Source organism: Nocardioides sp. J54, from assembly GCF_000519005.1.
Lineage (GTDB): Bacteria > Actinomycetota > Actinomycetes > Propionibacteriales > Nocardioidaceae > Nocardioides.
Genome location: NZ_JAER01000027.1, coordinates 14,984 through 37,275, shown reverse-complemented (window position 1 = coordinate 37,275; position 22,292 = coordinate 14,984). Strand labels below are relative to the sequence as shown.

The 22,292-nt window shown below is 72.8% G+C and carries 25 protein-coding genes, 1 other RNA gene and 1 riboswitch; of the genes, 14 read left to right on the top strand and 12 right to left on the bottom strand.

Features of this window, described 5'->3' with window-relative positions; translation table 11 throughout:
- The first annotated feature begins 1 nt into the window (after nt 1).
- From NOCJ54_RS0116140 to NOCJ54_RS0116130, 3 genes are read left to right on the top strand one after another with little or no spacing between them, the layout of a single operon-like run.
- Complete coding sequence (locus tag NOCJ54_RS0116140) at nt 2–724, top strand: LppX_LprAFG lipoprotein (RefSeq protein ID WP_028656314.1); 723 nt, start codon at nt 2–4, stop codon at nt 722–724.
- Nucleotides 721–2,484, top strand: coding sequence for an MFS transporter (locus tag NOCJ54_RS0116135; RefSeq protein ID WP_051485953.1), 1,764 nt, complete (start codon nt 721–723; stop codon nt 2,482–2,484). The genes NOCJ54_RS0116140 and NOCJ54_RS0116135 overlap by 4 nt, the downstream gene beginning before the upstream one ends.
- A gap of 9 nt (nt 2,485–2,493) precedes the next feature.
- The gene (locus NOCJ54_RS0116130; RefSeq protein ID WP_028656312.1) at nt 2,494–2,988 is read left to right on the top strand and encodes a beta-class carbonic anhydrase; all 495 of its coding nucleotides are present in this window, start codon (nt 2,494–2,496) and stop codon (nt 2,986–2,988) included.
- Between the two features lie 24 nt (nt 2,989–3,012).
- Here the strand turns inward: NOCJ54_RS0116130 and NOCJ54_RS0116125 are convergent, their stop codons facing one another.
- The 3 genes from NOCJ54_RS0116125 to NOCJ54_RS0116115 form a co-directional block, all read right to left on the bottom strand.
- Nucleotides 3,013–3,420: a hypothetical protein gene (locus NOCJ54_RS0116125; protein WP_028656311.1), complete on the bottom strand. Its 408-nt coding sequence runs from the start codon at nt 3,418–3,420 to the stop codon at nt 3,013–3,015.
- 36 nt (nt 3,421–3,456) lie between these two features.
- Nucleotides 3,457–5,625 carry a CocE/NonD family hydrolase gene (locus tag NOCJ54_RS0116120; protein ID WP_157514932.1) on the bottom strand — a complete coding sequence of 723 codons (2,169 nt, stop codon included), beginning with the start codon at nt 5,623–5,625 and terminating at the stop codon, nt 3,457–3,459.
- Between the two features lie 87 nt (nt 5,626–5,712).
- A complete protein-coding gene (locus NOCJ54_RS0116115; protein WP_157514931.1) occupies nt 5,713–7,710 on the bottom strand; it encodes a DNA gyrase/topoisomerase IV subunit B in 1,998 nt (665 codons plus the stop codon).
- Nucleotides 7,711–8,139: 429 nt separating this feature from the next.
- Here NOCJ54_RS0116115 and NOCJ54_RS0116110 point away from each other — a divergent pair, with 429 nt between their 5' ends.
- Entirely contained in the window at nt 8,140–8,361 is a 222-nt protein-coding gene (locus NOCJ54_RS0116110) for a DUF7455 domain-containing protein (RefSeq protein ID WP_028656308.1), read from the top strand.
- A gap of 624 nt (nt 8,362–8,985) precedes the next feature.
- Here the strand turns inward: NOCJ54_RS0116110 and NOCJ54_RS0116105 are convergent.
- The 4 genes from NOCJ54_RS0116105 to NOCJ54_RS0116090 all read right to left on the bottom strand — a co-directional run bounded on the left by NOCJ54_RS0116105 (nt 8,986) and on the right by NOCJ54_RS0116090 (nt 11,758).
- Nucleotides 8,986–10,512, bottom strand: a complete 1,527-nt coding sequence (locus NOCJ54_RS0116105; RefSeq protein WP_028656307.1) for an RNA polymerase sigma factor — start codon at nt 10,510–10,512, stop codon at nt 8,986–8,988.
- 113 nt (nt 10,513–10,625) lie between these two features.
- Entirely contained in the window at nt 10,626–11,186 is a 561-nt protein-coding gene (locus NOCJ54_RS0116100) for an HhH-GPD-type base excision DNA repair protein (RefSeq protein ID WP_028656306.1), read from the bottom strand.
- A 68-nt stretch (nt 11,187–11,254) separates the two neighbouring features.
- A complete protein-coding gene (locus tag NOCJ54_RS0116095; RefSeq protein WP_051485951.1) occupies nt 11,255–11,563 on the bottom strand; it encodes a hypothetical protein in 309 nt (102 codons plus the stop codon).
- A complete protein-coding gene (locus NOCJ54_RS0116090) occupies nt 11,564–11,758 on the bottom strand; it encodes a hypothetical protein (RefSeq protein ID WP_028656304.1) in 195 nt (64 codons plus the stop codon).
- A 79-nt stretch (nt 11,759–11,837) separates the two neighbouring features.
- Here NOCJ54_RS0116090 and NOCJ54_RS0116085 point away from each other — a divergent pair, with 79 nt between their 5' ends.
- The 3 genes from NOCJ54_RS0116085 to NOCJ54_RS0116075 are packed head-to-tail and all read left to right on the top strand — an operon-like array spanning nt 11,838 to nt 15,093.
- Nucleotides 11,838–13,355 carry a circularly permuted type 2 ATP-grasp protein gene (locus tag NOCJ54_RS0116085; RefSeq protein WP_028656303.1) on the top strand — a complete coding sequence of 506 codons (1,518 nt, stop codon included), beginning with the start codon at nt 11,838–11,840 and terminating at the stop codon, nt 13,353–13,355.
- On the top strand, nt 13,355–14,305 hold the full coding sequence (locus NOCJ54_RS0116080) for an alpha-E domain-containing protein (RefSeq protein ID WP_028656302.1): 951 nt from the start codon (nt 13,355–13,357) through the stop codon (nt 14,303–14,305). Before NOCJ54_RS0116085 ends, NOCJ54_RS0116080 begins: the two co-directional genes overlap by 1 nt.
- A 2-nt stretch (nt 14,306–14,307) precedes the next feature.
- A complete protein-coding gene (locus NOCJ54_RS0116075; RefSeq protein WP_051485950.1) occupies nt 14,308–15,093 on the top strand; it encodes a transglutaminase family protein in 786 nt (261 codons plus the stop codon).
- Here NOCJ54_RS0116075 and NOCJ54_RS0116070 read toward each other — a convergent pair.
- Complete coding sequence (locus tag NOCJ54_RS0116070) at nt 15,077–15,517, bottom strand: tetratricopeptide repeat protein (RefSeq protein ID WP_051485949.1); 441 nt, start codon at nt 15,515–15,517, stop codon at nt 15,077–15,079. The two genes, NOCJ54_RS0116075 and NOCJ54_RS0116070, sit on opposite strands and share 17 nt — an antisense overlap.
- A 52-nt stretch (nt 15,518–15,569) precedes the next feature.
- On the opposite strand from NOCJ54_RS0116070, the gene rnpB reads away from it, so the two are divergent.
- Nucleotides 15,570–15,953, top strand: an RNA gene (gene rnpB / locus NOCJ54_RS28445) — RNase P RNA component class A.
- Between the two features lie 43 nt (nt 15,954–15,996).
- Here rnpB and NOCJ54_RS0116065 read toward each other — a convergent pair.
- Nucleotides 15,997–16,338, bottom strand: a complete 342-nt coding sequence (locus NOCJ54_RS0116065) for a hypothetical protein (RefSeq protein ID WP_028656299.1) — start codon at nt 16,336–16,338, stop codon at nt 15,997–15,999.
- 61 nt (nt 16,339–16,399) lie between these two features.
- Between NOCJ54_RS0116065 and NOCJ54_RS0116060 the strand changes: the two genes are divergently transcribed.
- The 3 genes from NOCJ54_RS0116060 to NOCJ54_RS0116050 are packed head-to-tail and all read left to right on the top strand — an operon-like array spanning nt 16,400 to nt 19,115.
- Complete coding sequence (locus NOCJ54_RS0116060; RefSeq protein WP_051485948.1) at nt 16,400–16,876, top strand: MarR family winged helix-turn-helix transcriptional regulator; 477 nt, start codon at nt 16,400–16,402, stop codon at nt 16,874–16,876.
- Nucleotides 16,877–16,935: 59 nt separating this feature from the next.
- The gene (locus NOCJ54_RS26320; RefSeq protein WP_157514930.1) at nt 16,936–18,576 is read left to right on the top strand and encodes an FUSC family protein; all 1,641 of its coding nucleotides are present in this window, start codon (nt 16,936–16,938) and stop codon (nt 18,574–18,576) included.
- Nucleotides 18,573–19,115, top strand: coding sequence for a MarR family winged helix-turn-helix transcriptional regulator (locus NOCJ54_RS0116050; RefSeq protein WP_028656297.1), 543 nt, complete (start codon nt 18,573–18,575; stop codon nt 19,113–19,115). Before NOCJ54_RS26320 ends, NOCJ54_RS0116050 begins: the two co-directional genes overlap by 4 nt.
- A gap of 22 nt (nt 19,116–19,137) precedes the next feature.
- Here the strand turns inward: NOCJ54_RS0116050 and NOCJ54_RS0116045 are convergent, their stop codons facing one another.
- On the bottom strand, nt 19,138–19,671 hold the full coding sequence (locus NOCJ54_RS0116045) for a glycine cleavage system protein R (protein ID WP_028656296.1): 534 nt from the start codon (nt 19,669–19,671) through the stop codon (nt 19,138–19,140).
- Between the two features lie 69 nt (nt 19,672–19,740).
- Between NOCJ54_RS0116045 and NOCJ54_RS0116040 the strand changes: the two genes are divergently transcribed.
- A complete protein-coding gene (locus tag NOCJ54_RS0116040) occupies nt 19,741–19,965 on the top strand; it encodes a hypothetical protein (RefSeq protein WP_028656295.1) in 225 nt (74 codons plus the stop codon).
- A 22-nt stretch (nt 19,966–19,987) separates the two neighbouring features.
- Here the strand turns inward: NOCJ54_RS0116040 and NOCJ54_RS0116035 are convergent, their stop codons facing one another.
- Entirely contained in the window at nt 19,988–20,434 is a 447-nt protein-coding gene (locus tag NOCJ54_RS0116035; RefSeq protein ID WP_028656294.1) for an MmcQ/YjbR family DNA-binding protein, read from the bottom strand.
- A gap of 83 nt (nt 20,435–20,517) precedes the next feature.
- On the opposite strand from NOCJ54_RS0116035, the gene NOCJ54_RS0116030 reads away from it, so the two are divergent.
- Nucleotides 20,518–21,321 (top strand): GTPase domain-containing protein, encoded by an 804-nt coding sequence (locus NOCJ54_RS0116030; protein WP_051485946.1) that lies wholly within the window; start codon nt 20,518–20,520, stop codon nt 21,319–21,321.
- 35 nt (nt 21,322–21,356) lie between these two features.
- Nucleotides 21,357–21,422: riboswitch (guanidine-III (ykkC-III) riboswitch) on the top strand.
- Nucleotides 21,423–21,435: 13 nt separating this feature from the next.
- Nucleotides 21,436–21,750, top strand: a complete 315-nt coding sequence (locus tag NOCJ54_RS0116025) for a DMT family transporter (protein WP_028656292.1) — start codon at nt 21,436–21,438, stop codon at nt 21,748–21,750.
- On the opposite strand, the gene NOCJ54_RS26315 is transcribed toward NOCJ54_RS0116025, so the two are convergent.
- The gene (locus NOCJ54_RS26315; RefSeq protein ID WP_084255327.1) at nt 21,664–22,272 is read right to left on the bottom strand and encodes a 2'-5' RNA ligase family protein; all 609 of its coding nucleotides are present in this window, start codon (nt 22,270–22,272) and stop codon (nt 21,664–21,666) included. The genes NOCJ54_RS0116025 and NOCJ54_RS26315 overlap by 87 nt on opposite strands.
- Nucleotides 22,273–22,292 lie beyond the last annotated feature (20 nt).

Below are 22,292 nucleotides of genomic sequence, written 5' to 3'. Positions count from 1 at the left end.
CATGACGACCCCCACCCGTGTCGCCGCCGGCCTGCTCACCGGACTCCTCGCCGTCGGCGGGCTCTCCGCCTGCTCCGGCGACGACGGCGGCGGTGGTGGCGGGGGTTCCTCCTGGTCCGAGGCCGGCGCGAAGGCCAAGGAGTTGCTGGACGGCACGAGCGGCATCACGGTGTCGATCTCGACGACCGACGACCCGGGCGTCGACTACCTGTCGTCGGCCACCGGGACGATCGTCGCCGACCCGGCCGCCTTCGAGGGCGAGGTCAGCGGCAAGGTCACCGGGTTCGCGGTCAACGACGTGCCCGTCGTCTCGACCGGCGGCACGCTGTGGATCAACCACCCGCTGCTCGGCGGCTGGAGCGACCGCTTCCAGCCCGACGACCTCTGTGCGCCGGACCCGGCCACGCTGCTGTCGCCCGACTCCGGCGTCTCGAACGTGCTGACGTCCAGCACCGACGTCGAGAAGGGCGAGTCCGAGCGCGGCGGCAAGGACAACAAGGAGGTCTTCACGACCTGGTCCGGCACGGCCACGGGTGACGCGATCCGCGAGATCCTCCCCTGCGCCGAGGGCGACGAGTTCGGCGCGACCTACCGGGTCGACGACGACGGCTACCTGCGCACCGCCCGGCTGACCGGCGTCTTCTTCCCGGACGCCGAGGAGGTCACCTACACGATCGACGTCACCGGCTACGACGTCACCAAGGACATCACCGCACCGGAATGACCGCCATCGACGCGCGGCCGACCGGCCGCGACCGCCTCCTGCTGGTGCTGTGCGGGGTGGCGGTGGCCTTCGCGGCGATCGACACCTACGTCGTCGTCCTCGCCCTGCCGGACATGATGGCCGGCGCCGGGATCCCGGTCGACGAGCTCCAGCGGGCCGCGCCGATCGTGTCCGGCTTCCTGCTGGGGTACGTCGCCATGCTGCCGCTGATCGGCCGCATCGCCGACCTGCGCGGCCAGGTCCCGGTGCTGGCCATGTCGCTGGTGCTCTTCGCCATCGGCTCGCTGGTCACCGCCATCTCCTACGACCTGCCCAGCATGGTGGCCGGCCGCTTCCTCCAGGGGGTCGGCGGCGGTGGCCTGGTGCCGGCGACGATGTCGCTGGTCGCCGCGCTCTACCCCGTCGAGCGCCGCGGCCTGCCGCTCGGCCTGGTGTCGGCGGTGCAGGAGTTCGGGGCCGTCCTCGGTCCGCTCTTCGGGGCGGTCGTGCTGTCGTTCACCACCTGGCGCGGCATCTTCGCCATCAACCTCGCCGGCGGGGCGGCCCTGCTCGTCGCCGTCTCGCTCCTGGCGCGCGGCGGCGCCGTGCGGGCGGTCGCGGCGGGCAGCCCCACCCCGGGGGCCGGTCCGTCGGCGCGGCGCTGGGGCGGTCGCCTCGTCGCCGTCCTCCTGCTCGCGGCGACCGTGGTGACCGGGTTCATCACCTTCGTCCAGCCCTCGGAGCTGCAGCGCGACCTCACCTGGGGCCAGCTGTTCATCCCGTACGTCGACGGCGGGTCCCGCTGGGTGACACCGGTCGGCGTCGCCACGATCGGCTGCAGCGTCGCCCTGCTGCTGTGGTGCTGGTTCGTGCCACGCGCGCTCGTCGACCTGCGCGGCTGGTTCGGCCACCTGGTCGCCGCCGACCTGCTCGGCGCCACCCTGCTCGCTGCGGTCCTCGGCGGGATCGTGCTCGCCTTCGCGACCGCCGACCCCGAGGTCGCGGTGTTCTCGCCGCAGGGCCCGTGGTTCCTGGCCGGCTCCGCCCTCGCGCTGGTCCTGCTGCTGCTCCACCTGCGCCACGCGGAGGACCCGATCGTGCCGCGGGGCGCGCTGCGGGCGACGCCCGCGTGGGGCTCGCTGGTCGTCAGCTTCCTGGTCGGCTGGGCGCTCATCGCGGCCCTGGTCGACATCCCCCTCTTCGCCCGGACCACGACCCAGCAGGACTCCCAGCTCGGCGCGGCGCTCGTGCTGCTGCGCTTCCTCGCCGCGCTCCCGGTCGGCGCGCTCGTCGGTGGCTGGCTGCTGCGCCGGGTGCCGGCCGGTGTGCTCACCGCCGTCGGCATGGCCGCAGCCAGCGCCTCGTTCGTGGCGATGGCGCGCTGGGACGAGACCAGCCTCGACGGCTTCGGCAGCAACGTCCCGCTGGTGCTCTGCGGCCTCGGCTTCGGCCTCGCCCTCGCCCCGGTCAACGCCGCAATCCTCGCCACCACCGACGACGACACCCACGGCCTGGCCAGCGCGCTGGTCGTCGTGGCCCGCATGGTCGGCATGCTCGTCGGCATCTCCGCGCTGACCACGATCGGCCTGCGCCGCCTCTACGCCGCCCAGGCCGAGGACCCCGACCTGGGGATCCGCGAGCTCGGCATCGTGCAGGAGCACGCCGTGTTCGCCGGGGCGGCCGTCGCGGCGCTCGCCGCCGGCCTGCTCGCCCTCCTCGTGTTCGCCCGCGCCGGCACCCGAGGGGTGGACACGGCGGAGGCGCTTCGGGCCGGCGGATAACCTGTCGGCATGGGCGATTTCGATGACCTCCTGAAGGCGAACCAGAACTACGCAGCGTCGTTCGACCAGGGAGGCTTCGACGGCAAGGCCCATGCCGGGGTCGCGATCGTGACCTGCATGGACTCGCGCATCGACCCGCTCAAGATGCTCGGGCTCGACTACGGCGACGCGAAGATCTTCCGCAACCCCGGTGGCCGCGTCACCGAGGCCGCCCTCGAGGCCCTCGTGCTCGGCTCGCACCTGCTCAACGTGGACCGGATCCTGGTGATCCCGCACACCCGCTGCGCGATGGCGTCGAACTCCGAGGCCGCGATCCAGGAGAAGATCGGCGCCGCCGTCGGTCACGACGTCAGCTGGCACACCTTCCACGTCATCGAGGACCAGAAGGTCGCCCTCGCCGAGGACATCCGCAAGGTGCGCTCGCACCCGCTGATCCCGGACACCGTCAAGGTCGGCGGCTTCATCTACGACGTCGACACGGGCCTGCTCTCCCAGGAGGTCTGAGCCCTTCCGGCTCGGTCGAGCAGCTCAGCCGAGCAGCTCGCGCAGCGCCGCGTCGACCAGCGCGCCGGGCAGCTCGTCGAGCCGCTGCCCGAGCGTCGGCAGGTCACCGATCCCGGTGACCACGTCGAGCAGCCGGTCGGTGTCCGCCACCGGGTCGGCCAGCGGCACGTCCAGCAGCAGGGGACAGTCGACCGCTCCCCCGTCCGGCTCGGGCGGCAGCGCGGGCGTCCAGCACCCGACCTCGAGCACCAGGCCGGCCTGGCTGCCGACCCCGGAGGCCCGCGGGTCCACGTACCAGAAAAGCTCGCCCACGGGGATGCGGAGGTGGCCGCGACGCGCCTTCGCGCCCCGCGCCTTCAGCTGCTTCACGACCGCCGCCCGCGCCTGCTTCACCACGGCACCAGCATCGCGGACCGGGCCCTGGTTGCCCACCGGCGTCCCGTCCGCGGACGCCGGCGGCCCGGGCGGTCAGTCGGCCAGGACCGGGACCACGAGCCGCGACGGGGTCGCCCCGCCCAGCTGCACCCGGTAGATCCCGCCGACGAGGTTGAGCAGGTCGCCCGGCAGCGGGAGGTACGCCGGCAGCTCACCCGTGGCGAGCACCAGCCGCAGCCGGTGGCCCGGCGCCAGGGTGTGCACGACCGGCGGCACCATCACGTCGAGGGTGGTCGCCCGGCCCGGCGTCAGCGGCTTCTTCGCCGCGTGGGTGATCGGGTGGTGCGGGTAGAGCACCAGCCCGTCCGGCGAGCGCCACGACTTCTCCTCGTCCACCGCGCGGTGGGAGGCCAGCAGCGCGCCGGTGCTGATCTCGACGGCCTTGCCGGACGGCGCGACGTCGTACACCTTGGCGACGACCTGGGCGTCGCGGGTGGTCGAGGACAGCGTGACCTGGGCGTTGATCGGCCCGGCGATCGTGGTCGCCCTGCTGACCGGCTCGGTGGTGAAAGTGCGCGAGAGCGGGCCGGGCAGCGACGGCTGGAGGGAGGAGTCGGCGCACGGCTGGGAGAAGCCGAGCTTCTTCGCGACCAGCTCGAGCATGCCGAGCGCGTACATCTCGGTGGTGCGCTGGCACGGCAGCGACAGTCCGGTCCACAGCAGCGAGGTGCTGCCGTCCGGGGCGTCGGCGACGAGGCGGCCGCCCGCGGCGAGCTCCCAGGCGCGGGCGGGGGCGTCCGGGACCGGCCACTCCCGCAGGTCGCGGCGGGTGTCGTCGCGCTGGACCACGTGCAGCGGGGTGTCGGTGTCCTCGATGCCGTTGTCGACGCCCTTGAGCCAGCGGTCGAACCACGTCAGGGTGAGCGCCTCGAGATCGACGTGCAAGGTGCCGATGGTGGCGTGGAACCACGGGCCGACCAGCGCCTGGTAGCGCCCGGAGACCCGCTGGCCGGGTTGCATCGCCAGCGTGGTCTCGCGACCGGCCACGGCGTTCTGCAGGCCGACGTAATTGCGGAAGACGCCGGCCTGGAAGATGTCGTCGAAGCCGCCGACCAGGTAGGCCGGGATGCCGTTCTCGACGATGCGCGACAGGGCCCGTTCGGGGCCTCGCGCCCGCCAGTACGCGCCGTCCTCGGCCTTCGCCCCGCCCAGCAGCACGTCGGCGGTGGCGCCGACGTGGAAGTCGAGCAGGCCCGCGGCGTGGTCCAGCAGCGGCGAGAGGATCGTGGCGGGGTCGGCGGCGATGAGCGGGTTGAGGGTGTTGGTGGCCGCGGTCAGCGAGAGGTAGGCCGCGACGCCCTCGAGGTCGAGCAGGCCGCCGGGCAGGACCGCGTCGCGGAAGATGCTGTTGGAGGCGATCATCGGGAAGATCGCCTTCAGCGGGGAGTCGGGGCCGACCTCGGCGGCGGCGAAGAGCTGCGTGATGCCGAGGTACGACGCCCCGGTCATCCCCACCTTGCCGTTGCTGCGCGGCAGCGCGGCGGCCCACTCCACGACCCGCACGCTGTCGCGGGCCTCCTGGGGGTGGTTGAACGACCACTGGCCCTGCGAGGAGCCGGTGCCGCGGACGTCGACGATCGCGGCGATGTAGCCGCGCTTCGTGAAGTAGTCGGGGTTGCCCAGCAGCGCGGTGAACCCGCCGGCGTACCCGGCCAGGTCCTTGCCGTAGGCCGTCTCGATCAGCACGACCGGGAACGGACCTTCGGCGGGCTCGCCGGTGGCCGGGTCGGTCGGGCTGTAGACGTTGCCGCGCAGGACGACGCCGTCCTCCATGGTGATCGGGAGGTTGCGGCGCACGGAGACGCCGTAGACCGGCTCCGAGGCGGTCGCCGCGGGGTCGATGTCGGACCCGCCCGAGCCGGGGCCGCCGCCGGCCGCCACCGCGCCGTCGCCGGAGGCGCTCCCGGAGCCGCCCGGACCGTCCCCGGTCGCGGCGCCTGCCGTCGTGCCGCTGCCGCGCTCAGCTGCGTCGGCCGCACCCGCGGCCCCCGACCTGTCAGCACCGTCGGCCGGGCCTCCGGCCGCAGCAGCACCGTCGGCTGCCGGCTGGTCCGCGTCGCCGCCGGCCAGGGCCACGGCCCCCGGGACCCCCAGGCCGGCCACCAGGGCGGTGGCGGCGGCCCACGCCACCCAGCGTCGCCGGGGTGCCCCGTCCCGAGCACGGCGCGGGAACGCGATGGTCAGCTGCGGCGGTACGGGCATGCTCTCCCCTGGGTCCGGTGACGGGTCCGGGGAGAAAACCGACCGATCGGACGGAAAGTTACGCAGTCCGCGCCGGTGCGACGGCCCTCAGGCGTCGAGCGCCTCCATGTCGACCTCGTAGGCGCCCTGCACGATGAACTCCTTGCGGGGCGCGACGTCGCTGCCCATGAGCAGCTCGAAGACCTCGGCCGAGAGCTCGGCGTCGTCCACCGTCAGCCGGCGGAGGGTGCGACGACGGGGGTCCATCGTCGTCTCGGCCAGCTGATCGGCGTCCATCTCACCGAGGCCCTTGTAGCGCTGGACCGGGTCCTTCCACCTGACGTTCTTCTTCTTCAGCTCCGCCAGCTTCCGCTGCAGCTCGTCGTCGGAGTAGGTGTAGACGTACTTGTCCTGGCCCTTCTTCGGGTTCGAGATCTCGATCCGGTGCAGGGGCGGCACGGCGGAGTAGACCCGGCCGGCCATGATCAGCTCGGGCATGTACTTGAAGAACAGGGTCGCGAGCAGCGTGCGGATGTGCGCGCCGTCGGAGTCGGCGTCGGCCATGAAGATGATCCGGCCGTAGCGGCGGGCCTCGAGGTCGAAGGTGCGGCCCGAGCCGGCGCCGACGACCTGGATGATCGAGGCGCACTCGGCGTTCTTCAGCATGTCGCCGACCGACGCCTTCTGGACGTTGAGGATCTTGCCGCGGATGGGCAGCAACGCCTGGAACTCGGCGTTGCGGGCCAGCTTGGCCGTGCCGAGCGCGGAGTCACCCTCGACGATGAACAGCTCCGTGCGCTCGTTGTCGTTCGCGCGGCAGTCGGCGAGCTTCGCCGGCAGCGTGGACGACTCGAGGGCGCTCTTCCGGCGCTGGGTCTCCTTGTGCTGGCGCGCCGCGATGCGGGTCTTGGAGGCGGAGACGACCTTCTCCATGAGCAGCTTGGCCTGCGCCTTCTCGGCGCGCTTGCTCGAGGTGAGGAACGCCTTGAGCTCCTTGGCCACGACCTTGCGGACGACGGTGCGCGCGGCCGGCGTGCCGAGGATCTCCTTGGTCTGCCCCTCGAACTGCGGCTCGGCCAGGCGGACCGTGACGATGGCCGTCATCCCCTCCAGGATGTCGTCCTTGATCACGTCGTCGTCGTTGACCCGGAGCGCCTTCGACGCCCGCATCGCCTCGTTGAACGTCTTGGTCAGCGCGGCCTCGAAGCCGGAGACGTGCGTGCCGCCCTTGGGGGTAGCGATCACGTTGACGAAGGAGCGCAGCTCGGTGTCGTAGCCGTTGTTCCACCGGACGGCGACGTCGACGGTCAGCTCGCGCTCGACGTCCTGCGGGGTCATGTGCCCCTTGTCGTCGAGCAGCGGGACGGTCTCGGTGAAGGTGTCGCTGCCCTGCAGGCGCAGCACGTCGGTGACCGGCTCGCCGGTGGAGAGGAAGTCGCAGAACTCGCCGATGCCGCCGTCGTGGCGGAACTTCTCCTCGACCCACTCGCTGGCGTCGGCAGCGCGCTGGTCGCGGATGACGAGCTCGAGGCCCGGCACGATGAACGACGTCTGGCGGGCGCGGCCGATCAGGCCGTCGAGCACGAAGCCGGCGTCCTTGGTGAAGATCTGGCGGTCCGGCCAGAACCGGATCCGGGTGCCGGACTTGCCCTTGGCGACCCGCCCGCCCTTGCGGGACAGCCCGGAGGTCGGGGTGAACGGGGCGTCGGGTCCCTCGCCGTCGAAGACCCCCGGCACGCCGCGCTGGAAGCTGATGCCCTGGCGGGCCGGCGAGCGGTCGACGTCGATGTCCATCCGGCTCGACAGCGCGTTGACGACCGACAGGCCGACGCCGTGGAGACCACCGGTCGCGACGTACGAGCCGCCGCCGAACTTGCCACCGGCGTGCAGCTTGGTCGCCACCACCTCGACGCCGGTGAGCCCGGTCTTGGGCTCCTTGTCGGTCGGGATGCCGCGGCCGTCGTCGTGGACCTCGACCGAGCCGTCGCCGTGCAGGGTGACCTCGACGCGGTGCGCGAAGCCCCCCAGGGCCTCGTCGACGCCGTTGTCGATGATCTCCCACAGGCAGTGCATCAGGCCCCGGGTGTCGGTGGAGCCGATGTACATCCCGGGACGCTTCCGCACGGCTTCGAGGCCCTCGAGGACCAGGAGGTGGGCTGCGTTGTAGGCGTTGTCGGCGATGACCGGACTCCTTCTGGAAAAACTGGTGCTGCACGCACGGCGGCTGGGTACTACCAAGCCTGAATCTACCCGCGACACGCCGGAGGCCGGTGCAGGCACACGGTGCGGGCCGGGTGGACGATGACGGACATCGGCGAGGGGACTGACCAGATCAGGTCACAGTGACCGGTCGGAGGATCACAACCTTGTTTCGGGTAGTGGAAAATCAGGAATCCTACGGGGACTTGGTGATGGGATGAACGCATCGGGAACGTGGAATCAGCCACAACCGGTCGGGAATCTTTGTCCTGGTCGCTACGTTGATCCACACGTCACCCGATGAGGGTGTTGTAGCCGGCGAAAGAGAGGCCCGAGATGACGACTGCTGTAGCTCCCAGCGCCCCGCTCACCGCGGAGGACCGCTGCGACCGTTGTGGCGCCCAGGCCTACCTCCGAGTGGAGCTCATCACGGGCGGAGAGCTTCTCTTCTGCGCGCACCACGCCCGCGAGCACGGTGACAAGATCCGCGAGATCGCTGCTCACGTGCACGACGAGACGCACAAGCTGACCGACAAGCCGGCCCCCGCCGCCGACTGACGTCGACCTGCTGGACCGCGGCCCCGGGGCGATCCCGGGGCTGCGGTGTTTTTCGGGGCGTGACCTTCGCCACGCGGCCCGCCGCGAAGGCCCGGAGGTTTCGAGGCTCCTCGCTGGCGCTCGTCGCACCTCAACCACCGGGAGTCCGGCGCAGCCAACCCGAGGCTTGCCGCCAGGCGAACTCAGCCACGCACCGGAGCCAACGGCGCGCGCGGCAGCGCGGCGCCCGCGCCGAAGGCGCGTCGAGGGCAAGTGCGGGCCGAGCTTGCGAGTGCCTGCGCGCCGCCCTCGACAGGCGACGCGCTCGCGCCACCAGCCAGCGAGGCGCCCCAGCGCCGAACGTCGGAGCCAGCGGCCCCGGTCCACCCGACTGTGCCCGCCGCAGCCCGCCTGACAGGCCCGGAGGTTTCGAGGCTCCTCGCTGGCGCTCGTCGCACCTCAACCACCGGGGGGCGCGCACCGACCACCTACGCCCGGCCTGCCGCCAGGCGGAGGCAGGACCTGCGCAAGCCAACCGCGCGCGCGGCAGCGCGGCGCCCAGCGCCGAAGGCGCGTCGACGGATGCCCGCGGGCCGAGCTTGCGAGCGCCCGTGCGGCTTCCGTCGACAGGCGACGCGCTCGCGCTCAGTCCAGGTAGTCCCGGAGCACCTGGGAGCGGGAGGGGTGGCGCAGCTTCGACATGGTCTTCGACTCGATCTGGCGGATCCGCTCGCGGGTGACGCCGTAGACCTTGCCGATCTCGTCGAGGGTCTTCGGCTGGCCGTCGGTCAGGCCGAAGCGCATGCTGACGACGCCCGCCTCGCGCTCGGAGAGCGTGTCGAGGACGGCGTGCAGCTGCTCCTGCAGCAGCGTGAAGCTGACCGCGTCGGCGGGGACGATCGCCTCGGAGTCCTCGATGAGGTCACCGAACTCCGAGTCCCCGTCCTCGCCGAGCGGGGTGTGCAGAGAAATCGGCTCGCGGCCGTACTTCTGGACCTCGACGACCTTCTCGGGGGTCATGTCGAGCTCCTTGGCGAGCTCCTCCGGGGTGGGCTCGCGGCCCAGGTCCTGGAGCATCTGCCGCTGGACGCGGGCGAGCTTGTTGATGACCTCGACCATGTGCACCGGGATGCGGATGGTGCGGGCCTGGTCGGCCATCGCGCGGGTGATGGCCTGGCGGATCCACCAGGTGGCGTAGGTCGAGAACTTGTAGCCCTTGGTGTAGTCGAACTTCTCGACCGCGCGGATGAGGCCCAGGTTGCCCTCCTGGATCAGGTCCAGGAAGAGCATGCCGCGGCCGGTGTAGCGCTTGGCGAGCGAGACGACGAGGCGCAGGTTGGCCTCGAGCAGGTGGTTCTTCGCGCGGCGGCCGTCCTCGGCGATCCACTCGAGCTCCTCCTGGAGCTTCGGCGAGATCTTGCCGCCCTTCGCGAGCTTCTCCTCGGAGAACAGGCCGGCCTCGATCCGCTTGGCGAGCTCGACCTCCATCTCGGCGTTGAGCAGCGGGACCTTGCCGATCTGCTTGAGGTAGTCCTTGACCGGGTCGGCGGTCGCACCGGCGACCATGACCTGCTGGGCCGGCTCGTCGGTGTCGTCGGCGGCGGAGACCACGAACGACGAGGTGGCCGTGGCCTCCTCCTCGTCCTCCTTGATGGTGGGGTCGGCCGCGACGTCCTTCTCGAACTGCTCGTCGGGGAGGTCCGGCAGCACCTTCTTGCCGTCGGGGCCGACGACGGTCACCTCGGCGAGGTCGACGACCTCGGCCTCCGCGGCCGCCTTCTCGCCGCCCTTGGCCGCCTTGGCGGCCTTGGGGGCCGCCGCCTTCGGCGCCGCGGCCTTCTTGGCCGGCGCCGCCGCCTTCTTCGCCGCGGGGGCTGCGGCCTTCTTGGCCGGCGTCTTCTTCGCGGTGGTGGCGGTGCTCGCGGCCGTCTTGCGGGCGGCGGCGACCGCGCGCTGCTCGGCGGGCGCGCCCAGCTCGACGGAGATCCCGAGTCCGGCGAGGTGGGCCATCAACGACTTCAGGTGGGCCGGGGCGACGTCAGCCGCGGCGAACGCCTGGCGAACCTCCTCGGCGGTCACCTTTCCGGCAGGCGTGCCGCGCTCGACGAGCGCGACGATGGACGGGTGGGTGAGCACGGCGGGCGGGACCGAACGGTTCGAGGACACGAACACCTCTCGATACTGGCGGGTCTAGGGCGCGGCGAGGCCCGGAGGCGTCAAGACCGCAGATCTCATTCTGCCACGGGGTCCGAAGCCCTTCGGCATCCGGGCTCTCCCCCGGTGCGTCAGGCCTTCGCGGCGGCCTTCTTCATCTTCTTGTAGTCGCGCACCTTCTGCAGCGAGTCCCGGTCGACGACGTCGGCCACGGAGCGGTAGCCCTCGAGCGCGTAGTCGCCGGCGGCCTTCTCCCAGCCGTCGGGCCGGACGCCGAGCTGCTTGGCGACGAGGGCGACGAAGATCTTCGCCTTCTGGGCACCGAAGCCCGGCAGGGCCTGGAGCCGCTTGGCGAGGTCCTTGCCGTCGGTGGCCTCGGTCCAGATCCGGGAGGCGTCGCCGTCGTACTCGTCGACGACGATGCGGGCGAGCTCCTGCAGGCGGGCCGCCATCGAGCCCGGGAACCGGTGGATCGCCGGCGGCACGCTGCAGAGCTCCTTGAACTCCTCGGGGTCGGCGCCCGCGATCGCGGCCGGGTCGAAGCCGCCCAGCCGACTGACCACCTTCTGCGGACCCATGAAGGCGTGCTCCATCGGGTACTGCTGGTCCAGCATCATCCCGGCGAGCAGGGCGAAGGGGTTGGTCGTCAGCAGCTCGTCGGCAGCCGGGTCGTCGGTGATGTGGATGGCCATGGGTCCATCCTGCCGCAGCCGTTCAGGCGGTCGGCCCGGCGATCCCGCCCGGGGCGCGGTCGGGCACGTCAGGCCGTCCAGTCGAGCAGGATGCCGCCGGCGGTGATGGCGACGAACCACCACGCCCACGAGACGATGCCGAGGGCGAGCACGCGCCGGGGGTGCGGCTTCCACCAGGCGAAGCAGAGCACGAACATCGCCAGCCAGGTCAGCAGCAGGACGACGACCGCCCAGACCGGGGCGAGCAGGCCGGAGAACCCGTAGAGGAAGAGTGACGACAGGACGAGCACCAGGCCGATGAACGGCAGGGGCGAGATCTGCTCGCCGGTGGCAGGGTCGATGGCGACCGGGCGGACCCGGCGTCGGCGACGGAGCAACTACCGCTCCCCTGCGTCGTCGTTCCAGTCCGGGTCCTCGTCCCAGGCCTGGGTGCGCTCGGCCGCCTTCTCGAGGGCCCGCGCCGCCTCCGCGTGGCTCGGGTAGGGACCGAGGCGGTCCTTGTTGGGGCACCCGTCGACGCCCTCGACGGCGTGGTGCTTGAGGCAGAACCAGAACTCGCCTTCATTCGCCATGGCCCGAAACCTACTCCCCCGTGGCCGGCACGTCGCGTCGCGCAACACCCGCGTCACCCACCACGGCTAGTGTCACGACATGAGCACGATGTTCGAGGGCTACGGGACCAGCGGGCCGGCCTACGACGAGATGTTCGACGGCGACCAGCTGCGCCCGCCGTACCTGCGCATGCGCGACTCGCTCGACAAGATGAGCACCCCCGAGCTGATCAGCCGGGTGGAGGCGCTGCAGGCCAGCTACCTCGACCAGGGCATCACCTTCGACATCGGCGGCGAGGAACGGGCGATGCCGCTCGACATCCTGCCGCGGGTCATCGAGATGGACACCTGGACCACGATCGAGAAGGGGCTCCAGCAGCGGGTGAAGGCGCTGGAGATGCTCCTCGCCGACGTGTACGACGCCGGCCGGGTCTTCGAGGACGGCGTGCTCCCCCGCCAGGTGATCACCACCAGCTCGCACTTCCACCGGCAGGCCTCGACGATCCGCCCCGCCAACGGCGTGCGGGTGCACGTGTCGGGCATCGACCTGATCCGCGACAACAACGGCGAGTTCCGAGTGCTCGAGGACAACGTGCGGATCCCGTCCGGGGTGTCGTACGTGATGACCAGCCGGCGCGCGATCTCGGCGGCGCTGCCCGAGGCCATCGCCCAGCACCGGATCCGGCCGGTGGCCAGCTACCCGCAGCGTCTGCTGGCTGCGCTGCGGGCGGCCGCCCCCGCCGGCGTCACCGACCCGACGGTCGTGGTGCTCACCCCGGGCGTCTACAACGGCGCCTACTTCGAGCACACCCTGCTGGCGCGCACGATGGGCGTCGAGCTCGTCGAGGGCCGCGACCTGGTCTGCCGTCGCGGCGAGGTGATGATGCGCACGACGAAGGGGCTGGCCCCGGTGCACGTGATCTACCGCCGCGTCGACGACGACTTCCTCGACCCGGTGCACTTCCGCGCGGACTCGATGCTCGGCTGCCCGGGGCTGATCGACGCGGCGCGGGCCGGCAACGTCACGATCGCGAACGCGGTCGGCAACGGCGTGGCCGACGACAAGCTCGTCTACACCTACATGCCCGACATCATCCGCTACTACCTCGGCGAGGACCCGGTGATCCGCAACGTCGACACCTGGCGCTGCGGGGAGCCGGAGGCGCGCGAGGAGGTGCTCGACCGGCTCGACGAGCTCGTCCTGAAGCCGGTGGACGGATCGGGCGGCAAGGGCATCGTGATCGGCCCGCGCGCCACCCGCGAGGAGCTCGACGAGCTGCGCGGCAAGGTCCTGGCGGACCCGCGGTCGTGGATCGCGCAGCCGGTGGTGCAGCTGTCCACGGTGCCGACCTTCGTGGACGGCGAGCTCGGCCCCCGCCACGTCGACCTGCGCCCGTTCGCGGTCAACGACGGCAACCGGGTGTGGGTGCTGCCGGGTGGGCTGACCCGGGTCGCACTCGGCAAGGGCGAGCTGATCGTGAACTCCTCGCGCGGCGGCGGCACCAAGGACACCTGGGTGCTGGCCGGGCCGGCCGCGGAGCAACGGCAGCACCAGGGCCAGCAAGGCCACGACCAGGGCCAGCACCAGGCCCAGCAGACCGGCACGGAGGCGTCGTGATGCTGAGCCGGATCGCCGAGTCGCTGTTCTGGATCGGGCGCTACATCGAGCGCGCCGACGACACCGCGCGGATCCTCGACGTGCAGACCCAGCTGCTGCTGGAGGACGCCACGGTCGACGAGGCGCAGACCTGCCGCGACCTGCTGTCGTGCATGGGCATCGAGGACGAGCAGGCCGCTGCCGCGGGCGTCGACCTGTACGGCGACGTGACCATCGACCAGGTGCTGCGGCTGCTGGCCTACGACAGCGGGTCGCCGAGCTCGATCGCCGCCATCATCGGCTTCGCCCGCGAGGCCGCGCGCGGCGCCCGGGAGACGCTGACCGTGCCCCTGTGGGAGGTCATCAACACGACCTGGCGCCCGATCCCGTCGGGACACTTCCAGACCCTGCGCCCGCCCTACGTGTTCAGCTGGGTGCGCGAGCGGGCCGCACTGATCAACGGCACCGCGGACGCCACGATGACCCGCGACGAGGGCTGGCAGTTCATCGTGCTCGGCCGCAGCATCGAGCGCGCCGACATGTCCTCCCGGCTCGTCGCCACCACGGCGCTCTCGAGCGGCGCCGGGCAGTGGACCTCGGCGCTGCGCGCGTCGGGCGCCTACGACGCCTTCCTCCGCACCTACCGCGGGATCGAGACCGACCGTGCCGCCGCGGAGTTCCTGCTGCTGGACCGCCTCTTCCCGCGCTCGGTCGTGTTCGCGCTCGACCGCGCCGAGCAGGCACTCACCAACCTCTCCGGCGACCCGCGCCGGGCGGGCTTCCAGGACGAGGCGCAGCGGCTGATCGGCCGGATGCGCGCGGAGCTGGAGTACCGCTCGCTCTCGGACCTCGTCGAGACGCTGCCCGACGAGATGGAGCGGCTGCAACGCACCTGCGCCGCGGCGACCGACGCGATCGGGCGGCGCTACTTCGCCGGGGCCGAGGCCCTCGCCTGGAAGGGGGTCGGCTGACCATGAGCATGCAGCTGCGGATCGTGCACCGCTCGGAGTACGTCTACGACGGACCCGCCATGGCGTCGTACAACCAGGCGCGGATGGCGCCGGCGATCACGCCGGAGCAGATCGTCGTGCACCACCGGCTCGACATCAGCCCGACGCCGTGGACCCACACCTACACCGACTACTTCGGCACGGCGGTCACCGTCTTCGAGGTGGTGGACCCACACGAGCTGATGACCGTGACGGCGAGCTCGACGGTGCAGGTCAGCCGCGACGGCGCCACGCCGGAGCCGTCGGCCGGGTGGGAGGCCTACGTGGCGCGCGAGGTCAGCGACCGGTGGACGGAGTACCTCGTCCTGCCCGACCTGGTCGCCCCGCCTGTCGAGCTGGCGACCTCGGTCGAGGAGGTCGGCGCCCGGTCGGCGCTGCCCGGGGAGGCTGCGCTGGCGGTGTGCCGGCTGGCCGGCGAGCAGGCCGGGGCCTGCCAGGAGGTGGTGCACCTGGCCATCGGCGGGCTGCGCAGCCTCGGCATCCCCGCGCGCTACGTCTCCGGCTACGTCCACCCCGGCGACGCCCCGGTCGTCGGCGAGACCGTCGCCGGCGAGTCGCGGGCGTGGCTGGAGTGGTGGGACGACGGCTGGCGCGGGTGGGACCCGACCGCTGACCGCGCCCCGGACGACCGCTACGTCGCCATCGGCCACGGCCGCGACTACACCGACGTCCCGCCCCTGCGCGGGATCTACGCCGGCGCGCAGACCGCCAACCTCACGGTCGACGTGGAGGTCACCCGCCTGGCGTGATCTGGCCGGCCAGCCGCTCGACCCGCAGCACGTCGTACTCGTGCTCGGGGTCGCCGGTCATGGCAGCGGCGAGGCGCAGGTGAGGCAGGGCCTCGGCGTAGCGGGACTGGCGCTCGAGCGCGCGGCCGAGGGCGTGCCGCGACCAGGCGTCCGAGGGGTCCTCGGCGACCAGCTCGACGAGCTCGTCGTGCGCCTTCTGCAGCTGGGCGCGCATCAGGTAGGCCCACACCCGCAGTGAGCGGAGGCCGCGGTTGGTCGGCTCCTCCTCCAGCGCGGGCTCGATGACCTCGAGCGCCTCCCTGGGCGCACGCCGGCCGAGCAGGTCGTGGGCGGTGCGGTACGCCGTCTCGTGGCGGGAGGTGGCGCCCGGGAAGACGATCGCGGGCGCCTGGATGCGGACCTCGGGCTGCGTCGTCTCTTCCATGCCAGCCTCAACTGTCCGCGCGCGGCGGTTGTTCCCTAGAGTGACCTGCGGACGGGCTGGCCGGGCGACCGCGTGACCCATCGCCGCGAGGCGTCGGGTCCCGAGGAAAGTCCGGGCTCCACAGAGCAGGGTGGTGGGTAACACCCACCCGGGGTGACCCGCGGGACAGTGCCACAGAGAACAGACCGCCTCGCCCCTCGGGGCGCGGCAAGGGTGAAACGGTGGAGTAAGAGCCCACCAGTGCACCGGGTGACCGGTGCAGCTCGGCAAACCCCACCCGGAGCAAGACCAGACAGCACACGCAGGCTCCGGCCGGAAGGGCTGCTCGCCCGAGTGTGCGGGTAGGTCGCTCGAGGCTGTCGGCAACGGCAGCCCCAGATGGATGGTCGCCCCCTGGCAACAGGGACAGAACCCGGCTTACAGGCCAGCCCGTCCCACCTCGACCCGGCCCGTCGCGGCAGGCTCGCCGGTGCGCACGGTCAGCGCAGGGTGATCCAGAGGCCCAGCGCGGTCGTCGCCGGGGCGACCAGCAGCCACACGGTCAGCGGCGTGCGCCGGTGGATGGCACGGGCAGCCACGACGGCGATCGCCATGAACGCACCCGCGATGACGTTGAGCCCGATCCGTGCCGCCTGCGCGGTCTCGGCGGCCTCCATCGCGGCGAGGACGACGCCGGCGGCCAGGTGGGCTGCGGTGAAGACGACCAGCGTGGACATGACGTAGCGCTGGACCTGGGTGAGCGAGCGGTCGTTGACCGGACGCACCGGGTTCGCCGGGTCCATCAGGTGGCGGCGGCGGGGGCGGCTGGCGACTTCTGTCATGGCAAGCTCCTTGGTCACTGTCCAAAGTAGTTGGTGCCCCAACTATTGGTAGACTAACGTCATGACGCGCCCGGTTCATCCCCGCGGGGACAGCAGGCAGGGTGATCTGCCCGACAACCCGCTCGCCCTGGACCAGCAGGTCTGCTTCGCACTGGCGATCGCCTCCCGGAGCGTGGTCGCGCTCTACCGGCCCTTCCTGGAGCCGCTCGGCCTCACCCACCCGCAGTACCTGGTGATGCTGGCGCTCTGGGAGGAGCAGCCGCGCCGGGTCTCCGAGCTCTCGCGCCTCCTCGAGCTCGACCCGGGCACGCTCTCCCCCTTGCTCAAGCGCCTCGAGGCGGCCGGCTACGTCCGGCGGGAGCGCGACCCCAGGGACGAGCGCGCCCTCGCCGTGGTCCTCACCGACCAGGGCCGCGCGCTCCGCACGAAAGCGGAGTCGATACCCGCCGGCATCGTCGAGCGGCTGGGGCTGCCGGTCGAGGACCTGATGGACCTGCACGACCGGCTCACCACCGTCATCGCCGCCGCGAAGGGCTGAGCCCGCCGCGCCCGAGCCGGAAAATGCTTCACGAGTAAAGCACCTGTTAACCTTCTTGGATGTCCGCCCGTCCTCCTGCCAGCCCGTCGGCGGCCCGCGTCCCTGCGACGCTGAGCGTCGCGCCCGTCCTCCGGGTGGCGCGGCTGCCCCACCACCCGTGGCACAAGCCGGCGCTGAGCGTGCTCGTCGCCGGCCTGGTCCCGGCCCTGGTGCTGGCCGCGTTCGACCGGCTCGACCTGACCGCCTGCGCGCTGTCCGGGTCGCTGGTGGCGGTCTACTGCCACGCGGTGCCCTACCGGCGGCGGGCGCTGCTGCACCTGCGCCTGGTCGCGGCCTGGACCGCGGGCGTGGCGGTGAGCCTGGCGGCTGCCGCGTCGACCACGTCGGTGGTGGCGCACATCCTCGTGGTCGCGGTGCTCGCTGCCGTCACCAAGGTCGTGGGCGAGGCGTCGACCGTCGGTCCACCCGGTCCCGTGCTCCCGATCTTCGTCTTCTCCGGCCTCACCTTCTCCCCCGAGCAGTGGGGCCAGGTGCCCGGCCACCTGGGGCTCGCGGCGGGCTCGGCCCTGGTGGGCTGGCTGGTGGTCATGGCTCCGGGCGTGGTGCGCCCCTACGGCCCGGAACGACGCGCGGTCGCCGTCGCGCTGGACGCGGCGGCGGCGTACGTCGACGCGCCGGATGCAGCCACCCGCGGAGCCCTCGTCACCGCGGTGCGCGACGCCGCGCACTGCCTCGCCGCTCCCGGGGCGCACCACCCGATCCGCCGCGCGCTGGCCGCCCACCTCGCGGCCGCCGAGCGGGTCCTCGTCGACCCGGCCGCGGTGGCGGCGGAGCGCCTGCGTGCCGACGCGGTGCTCATCAAGGGCCGCAACGGCGAGCTCCCGCCGCCGGCAGTGCCGACCGCACCGCCCCACGTCCCGGCGGTCACGCGGGCGGTGGCGCCGACCTTCGCGACCCGCCACCCGGTCCTGGCCGCACTCCGGCCGGGCTCGCGCTACACGCCGTACCTCCTGCGCGTGCTCGTCGGTTGCCTCGCCGCCGCGAGCCTGTCCCACCTGCTCGGCGTGGGCCGGCCCTACTGGGCCGTGGTCACCGCGGCGGCGATCATGCTGCCCGACCGGACCCTCACCTGGCAGCGGGCTCCCGCACGGGCGGGCGGCACCGCGCTCGGGGTGCTGCTGTTCGTCGCGCTGGCCCCGCTCGCCCACCGCGACCCGCTGGTCATGGTCGCGCTGGTGCTCACCCTCAACGCCGTCGTCGAGCTCGTGATCCCCCGCAGCTACCTCCTGGGCCAGGTGCTGGTGACGCCGATGGCGCTGCTGATCACGGAGTTCGGCCACGTGCACCCGGCCGGCGAGCTGGTGTCCGACCGGCTGCTCGACACCCTGCTCGGCGTGGCGCTCGGGCTGGTCGCGGCCGTCATCGTGCCGAACCCGCACCTCCACCGCCGGGTCGTCCACCACGTCGGCGCCCTCGAGGACGCCGCCGCCCTGGCGCTGGCCGCCGGTCCCGGGTCGTCACCCGGGCAGGCCGCGCGCCTGCGCCGGCGCATCTACGACGAGCACGCCGCCCTCCGGCAGGCCGCGCTGCACGCGAGCGGCGAGTGGTGGTCCCGCCGCCACGACGAGGCCGCCGCCACGGCCGCGACCGAGCGCGCCCACGAGGCGCTGGTCGCGCTGCGGCAGGATGCGTCGCGATGACCGACAGCGCTCCCCCGCCGGCCCGTCCGGGCGCCACGTCCCGCAACGACGCGGTCGCCCGCGCCCTCGCCCAGTGGCAGGCGGTCGCCCCCGAGCTGGACCTGGCACCGATCGAGGTCATCGGCCGGGTCAACCGGATCGCGACCCTGCTGGCCGCGACCGACCAGCACCTCGACGGCGCCGGCCTCACCCGCGCCGAGTTCGACCTGCTCGGACTGCTCCGCCGCTCCGGCCGCGAGATGTCCCCGACCGAGATCGCGCGCGAGACCTTCGCCTCCGGCGCCGCGATCACGAAGCGGGTCAAGGCCCTGCAGGAGCGCGGCCTCGTCGAGCGCCGCGTCGACGACCGCGACCGCCGCATCGTGCGGATCAGCCTCACCGACGCCGGTGCCCGGCTCCACGCCGACTACCTCCCGGTCCAGCTCGACGCAGACAGGGAGCTGCTCACCGACCTGGCCCCTGAGGACGCCGCGCGGCTCGCCGACCTGCTGTCGGCACTGCTCGTCCAGCTCGAGGGGCGCGCCGGCCCCACCCGCTGAGCGTCGTACGACGGCCCTCCGGTCAGCTGGCCGCCGAGGCTCCGGCGTCGAGGCTGATGTCGACCATGAGCTCGTCGGCGATCGCCTCGAGCAGGGTGCGGACGGTGTCTGCGGCCGCGCCGGGCGGGGCAGCGAGGACGGCCTTCGCCTCGAAGAGGTGGCCACCGGCCATCGGTGCCTCGCGGACGTCGGTCTCGAGCTCCTCGATGCTGACCTGTTGGGCCGCGAGGGCCGACGAGATCTCGGCGACGATGCCCGGCCGGTCGGCGCCGAGCAGCTCGAGGGTCCAGCGGACGGTGGCGCCTGCGTCCTCGACGGCGTCGGTGCGCTCGAGGGTGACGTGCAGGCCCACCGAGTCGAGGGCGGCGAGGTCGGCGAGGAGGGCGTCGGCGGCCGCGTCCGGCACGTCGATCAGGAGGATCCCGGCGAACTTGCCGCCCAGCCGCGCCATCTGGCTGCGGTTCCAGCTGGCGCCGTGGGCGCGGATCGGGCCGGAGAGGTCGGAGACCAGGCCCGCGCGGTCGTCGCCGATGCAGGTGAGGGTGAAAGTCGCCATGGGTGCAGGCTAGGAGAGCCGCCCGCACCCTGTCGCCCGCCGGGCCGGGTGGTGCCGGAGAATGGCGGCATGCCTCCGCACGACGACCCCCGCTACGGCCGGCCCTCCCGGTGGCCGGCGCTCGCCGTCGGCCTGCCGATCGCGGTGTTCATGACGCTGGCGGGCGCCTACCTGACGCTGGTGTCGTGGGGTGTCATCGGCGACGAGCAGTCCAAGGGCCTCAGCATCCTCGGCCCGCTGGTCGCGGGCATCGGGGTGGCGCTCGGCTTCGTCTGCCTGCGCCCGCGCCAGTAGCCGCTCTCCCCCCGGCCGGCACTCAGGGCGTGGCGGGACCCGAGGCGCTGCCTCCGTGCTCGGCCAGCCACCGCGCGGCACGGGTCCGCGACGCCCGCGCGAGCCAGGCCTCCTGCACGACCTCGGCCAGCTCGTCGTGGTCCAGCTCTCCGACCCGGCTGCCCCGGACGAGGACGGACGGGTGGCCGTCGAAGTGCGGCGTGGTGAAGAACGGCGTCGACGGGTCCTGCACGAGGGCTTCCTTCTCACCCAGGTCCGCGACCCACAGGACGATCACGTCGTCGTACCGCTCGCCCGTGCCCGGGTCGAACGCGTCCGGGCGTGGGTTGCGGAAGAAGACGAAGGACCTGCCGCCCACCTGGTAGACCGGGCGTCCCCTGGTGCCCTCGACGACCGCGACGTGCGGCATCGCGAGCGCGAGCCGGTGCACGTCGTCGACTGTCGCCGGCCGTGCCTTCCTCCTGGCCATCCCGCCAGCGTAGGCCGGTGCGCTCGGGGCCGGACCGTAGGCTCGGGGCGAACCGGTCACCGATGGCAGCCCGAGGAGGCGTCGTGTCCCGAACCGCTCGCTACCGGACGATCCTGCCCCGCTCCAGCCGTGCCGCCGTCGGCGCGACGGTCGCGACCGGGTTGCTGGGCGGCATCGCCGCCGCGCCCGACCGCGCGCGCCGGCTGCTGCGTCGCCGGTTCCCGACCGTGGCGGTCACGGGGATGACCGGTGTCGGCAAGAGCCAGCTCGCGGACCGGCTCGCGCGGCGCAGCACCGACAGCAGCGCGGCCGACGTCGGCTCGGCAGTGATGGAGCGTCGGACCCGCCGCTCGCGCCGGCTCTCCGGGTTCCGGTTCCTCGTCGTGCCCGGCGACAACGCCGCCACCCGCCTGGGCGCGCTCGACGAGGTCTTCCACGACGAGCCGGTCGACGGCGTCATCCACGTCGTCGCCAACGGCTACGCCACGCCGCGGCGCCCCGCCGGCACGACGGGGACGGCGGACGCGTCCCGGGACGAGCAGCTGGCCGCCGAGCTCGAGGACTGGACGATCACCGCGCACCGGATCGCATCGATGGCGGTGCGCCGGGACAAGCCCGTGTGGCTGGTGATCGCGGTGACCAAGGCCGACCTCTTCCCCGACCAGCTCGACGAGGTCGTCCGCTACTACGCCCCCGGCAGCGGCAGCCCGTTCGGCGACAAGGTGGACGAGCTGCGCGCCCTCGCGGGCGGCGCTCGGCTGTCGGTCGACGTGCTCCCGGTGTCGAGCCAGGGCGGCGAGAAGGGTTCGGCGCTGCCGCCGAAGCAGGCCGACGCACTGGTCGACGCGCTCGCGAAGCGGCTCGCCCAGCTCAGCGGCCACGTCTGAGCTTTGCCCGCACCTGCGGCGGTTCCTAGACTGGGGCCACGGCCGGAAGGCGGCCGCCGGACGAGGGAGCCGTACCCGGAGCGCGACAAGACGGCCACGAAGGATGTGGCTGTGATGGCCTGGTTCGTCCTGGTCCTGTCGGGCGGTCTCGAGGCAGCGTGGGCGACCGCGCTCTCCCGCTCCGAGGGGTTCACCCGCCTCGGTCCGTCGGTGGTGTTCGCCGTGACCGTGGTCGCGAGCATGCTCGGCCTCGGCTACGCGATGCGCACCCTGCCCGTCGGCACCGCCTACGCGGTGTGGGTCGGCATCGGCGCCGCGCTGACGGTCGCGGTCGCGATGGCCTCAGGCGAGGAGCCGGTCAGCGTCGTGCGGATCCTGCTGATCCTCGGCCTGGTCGGTTGCGTCGTCGGCCTCAAGGTCGTCCACTGACCGTGACGGCCCCAGCGGCCACGACGCGAGGACGCGGCAGTCGCCCTCGGCGTAGTGGTGCAGCTCGAGCCGGTCGGCCCGGCAGCGCACGGGCAGCAGGCCGGCCAGGTCGGCCCGCACCGACTCGACGGTGACGCCGGCGGCGGTGTGGTCCAGCGTCAGGTGCGGTACGACGTCCGCGAACTCGCCCGCATACGGCGGGCACTGCGGGAACAGCTCCCACAGCCGGCCGGTCAGCGACGAGAACGGGCCGGCCGGCTCCGGCAGCAGGTGGATGACCCCGTCCGGGAACACCGCCACCTCGGTGAGCTCGAAGTCGAACGCCGGGACCGACGCCGCGACCTCGGCGAGCACCGCGAGGTCGGCCGCAGCGGGGTCCGGCAGGAACGGCGCCAGCGCCGTGACGTGGGCGTGGGTGAACGCCGGGTCGCGGGAGACCCACCCCGGCTCGTAGTGCTCCCACCGTGCCCGCACGTACGGCTCGAGGGCCGGGACGGGGACGAGCAGGACGGTGTGGGCCACGGCCGGACCCTACCTGCCTG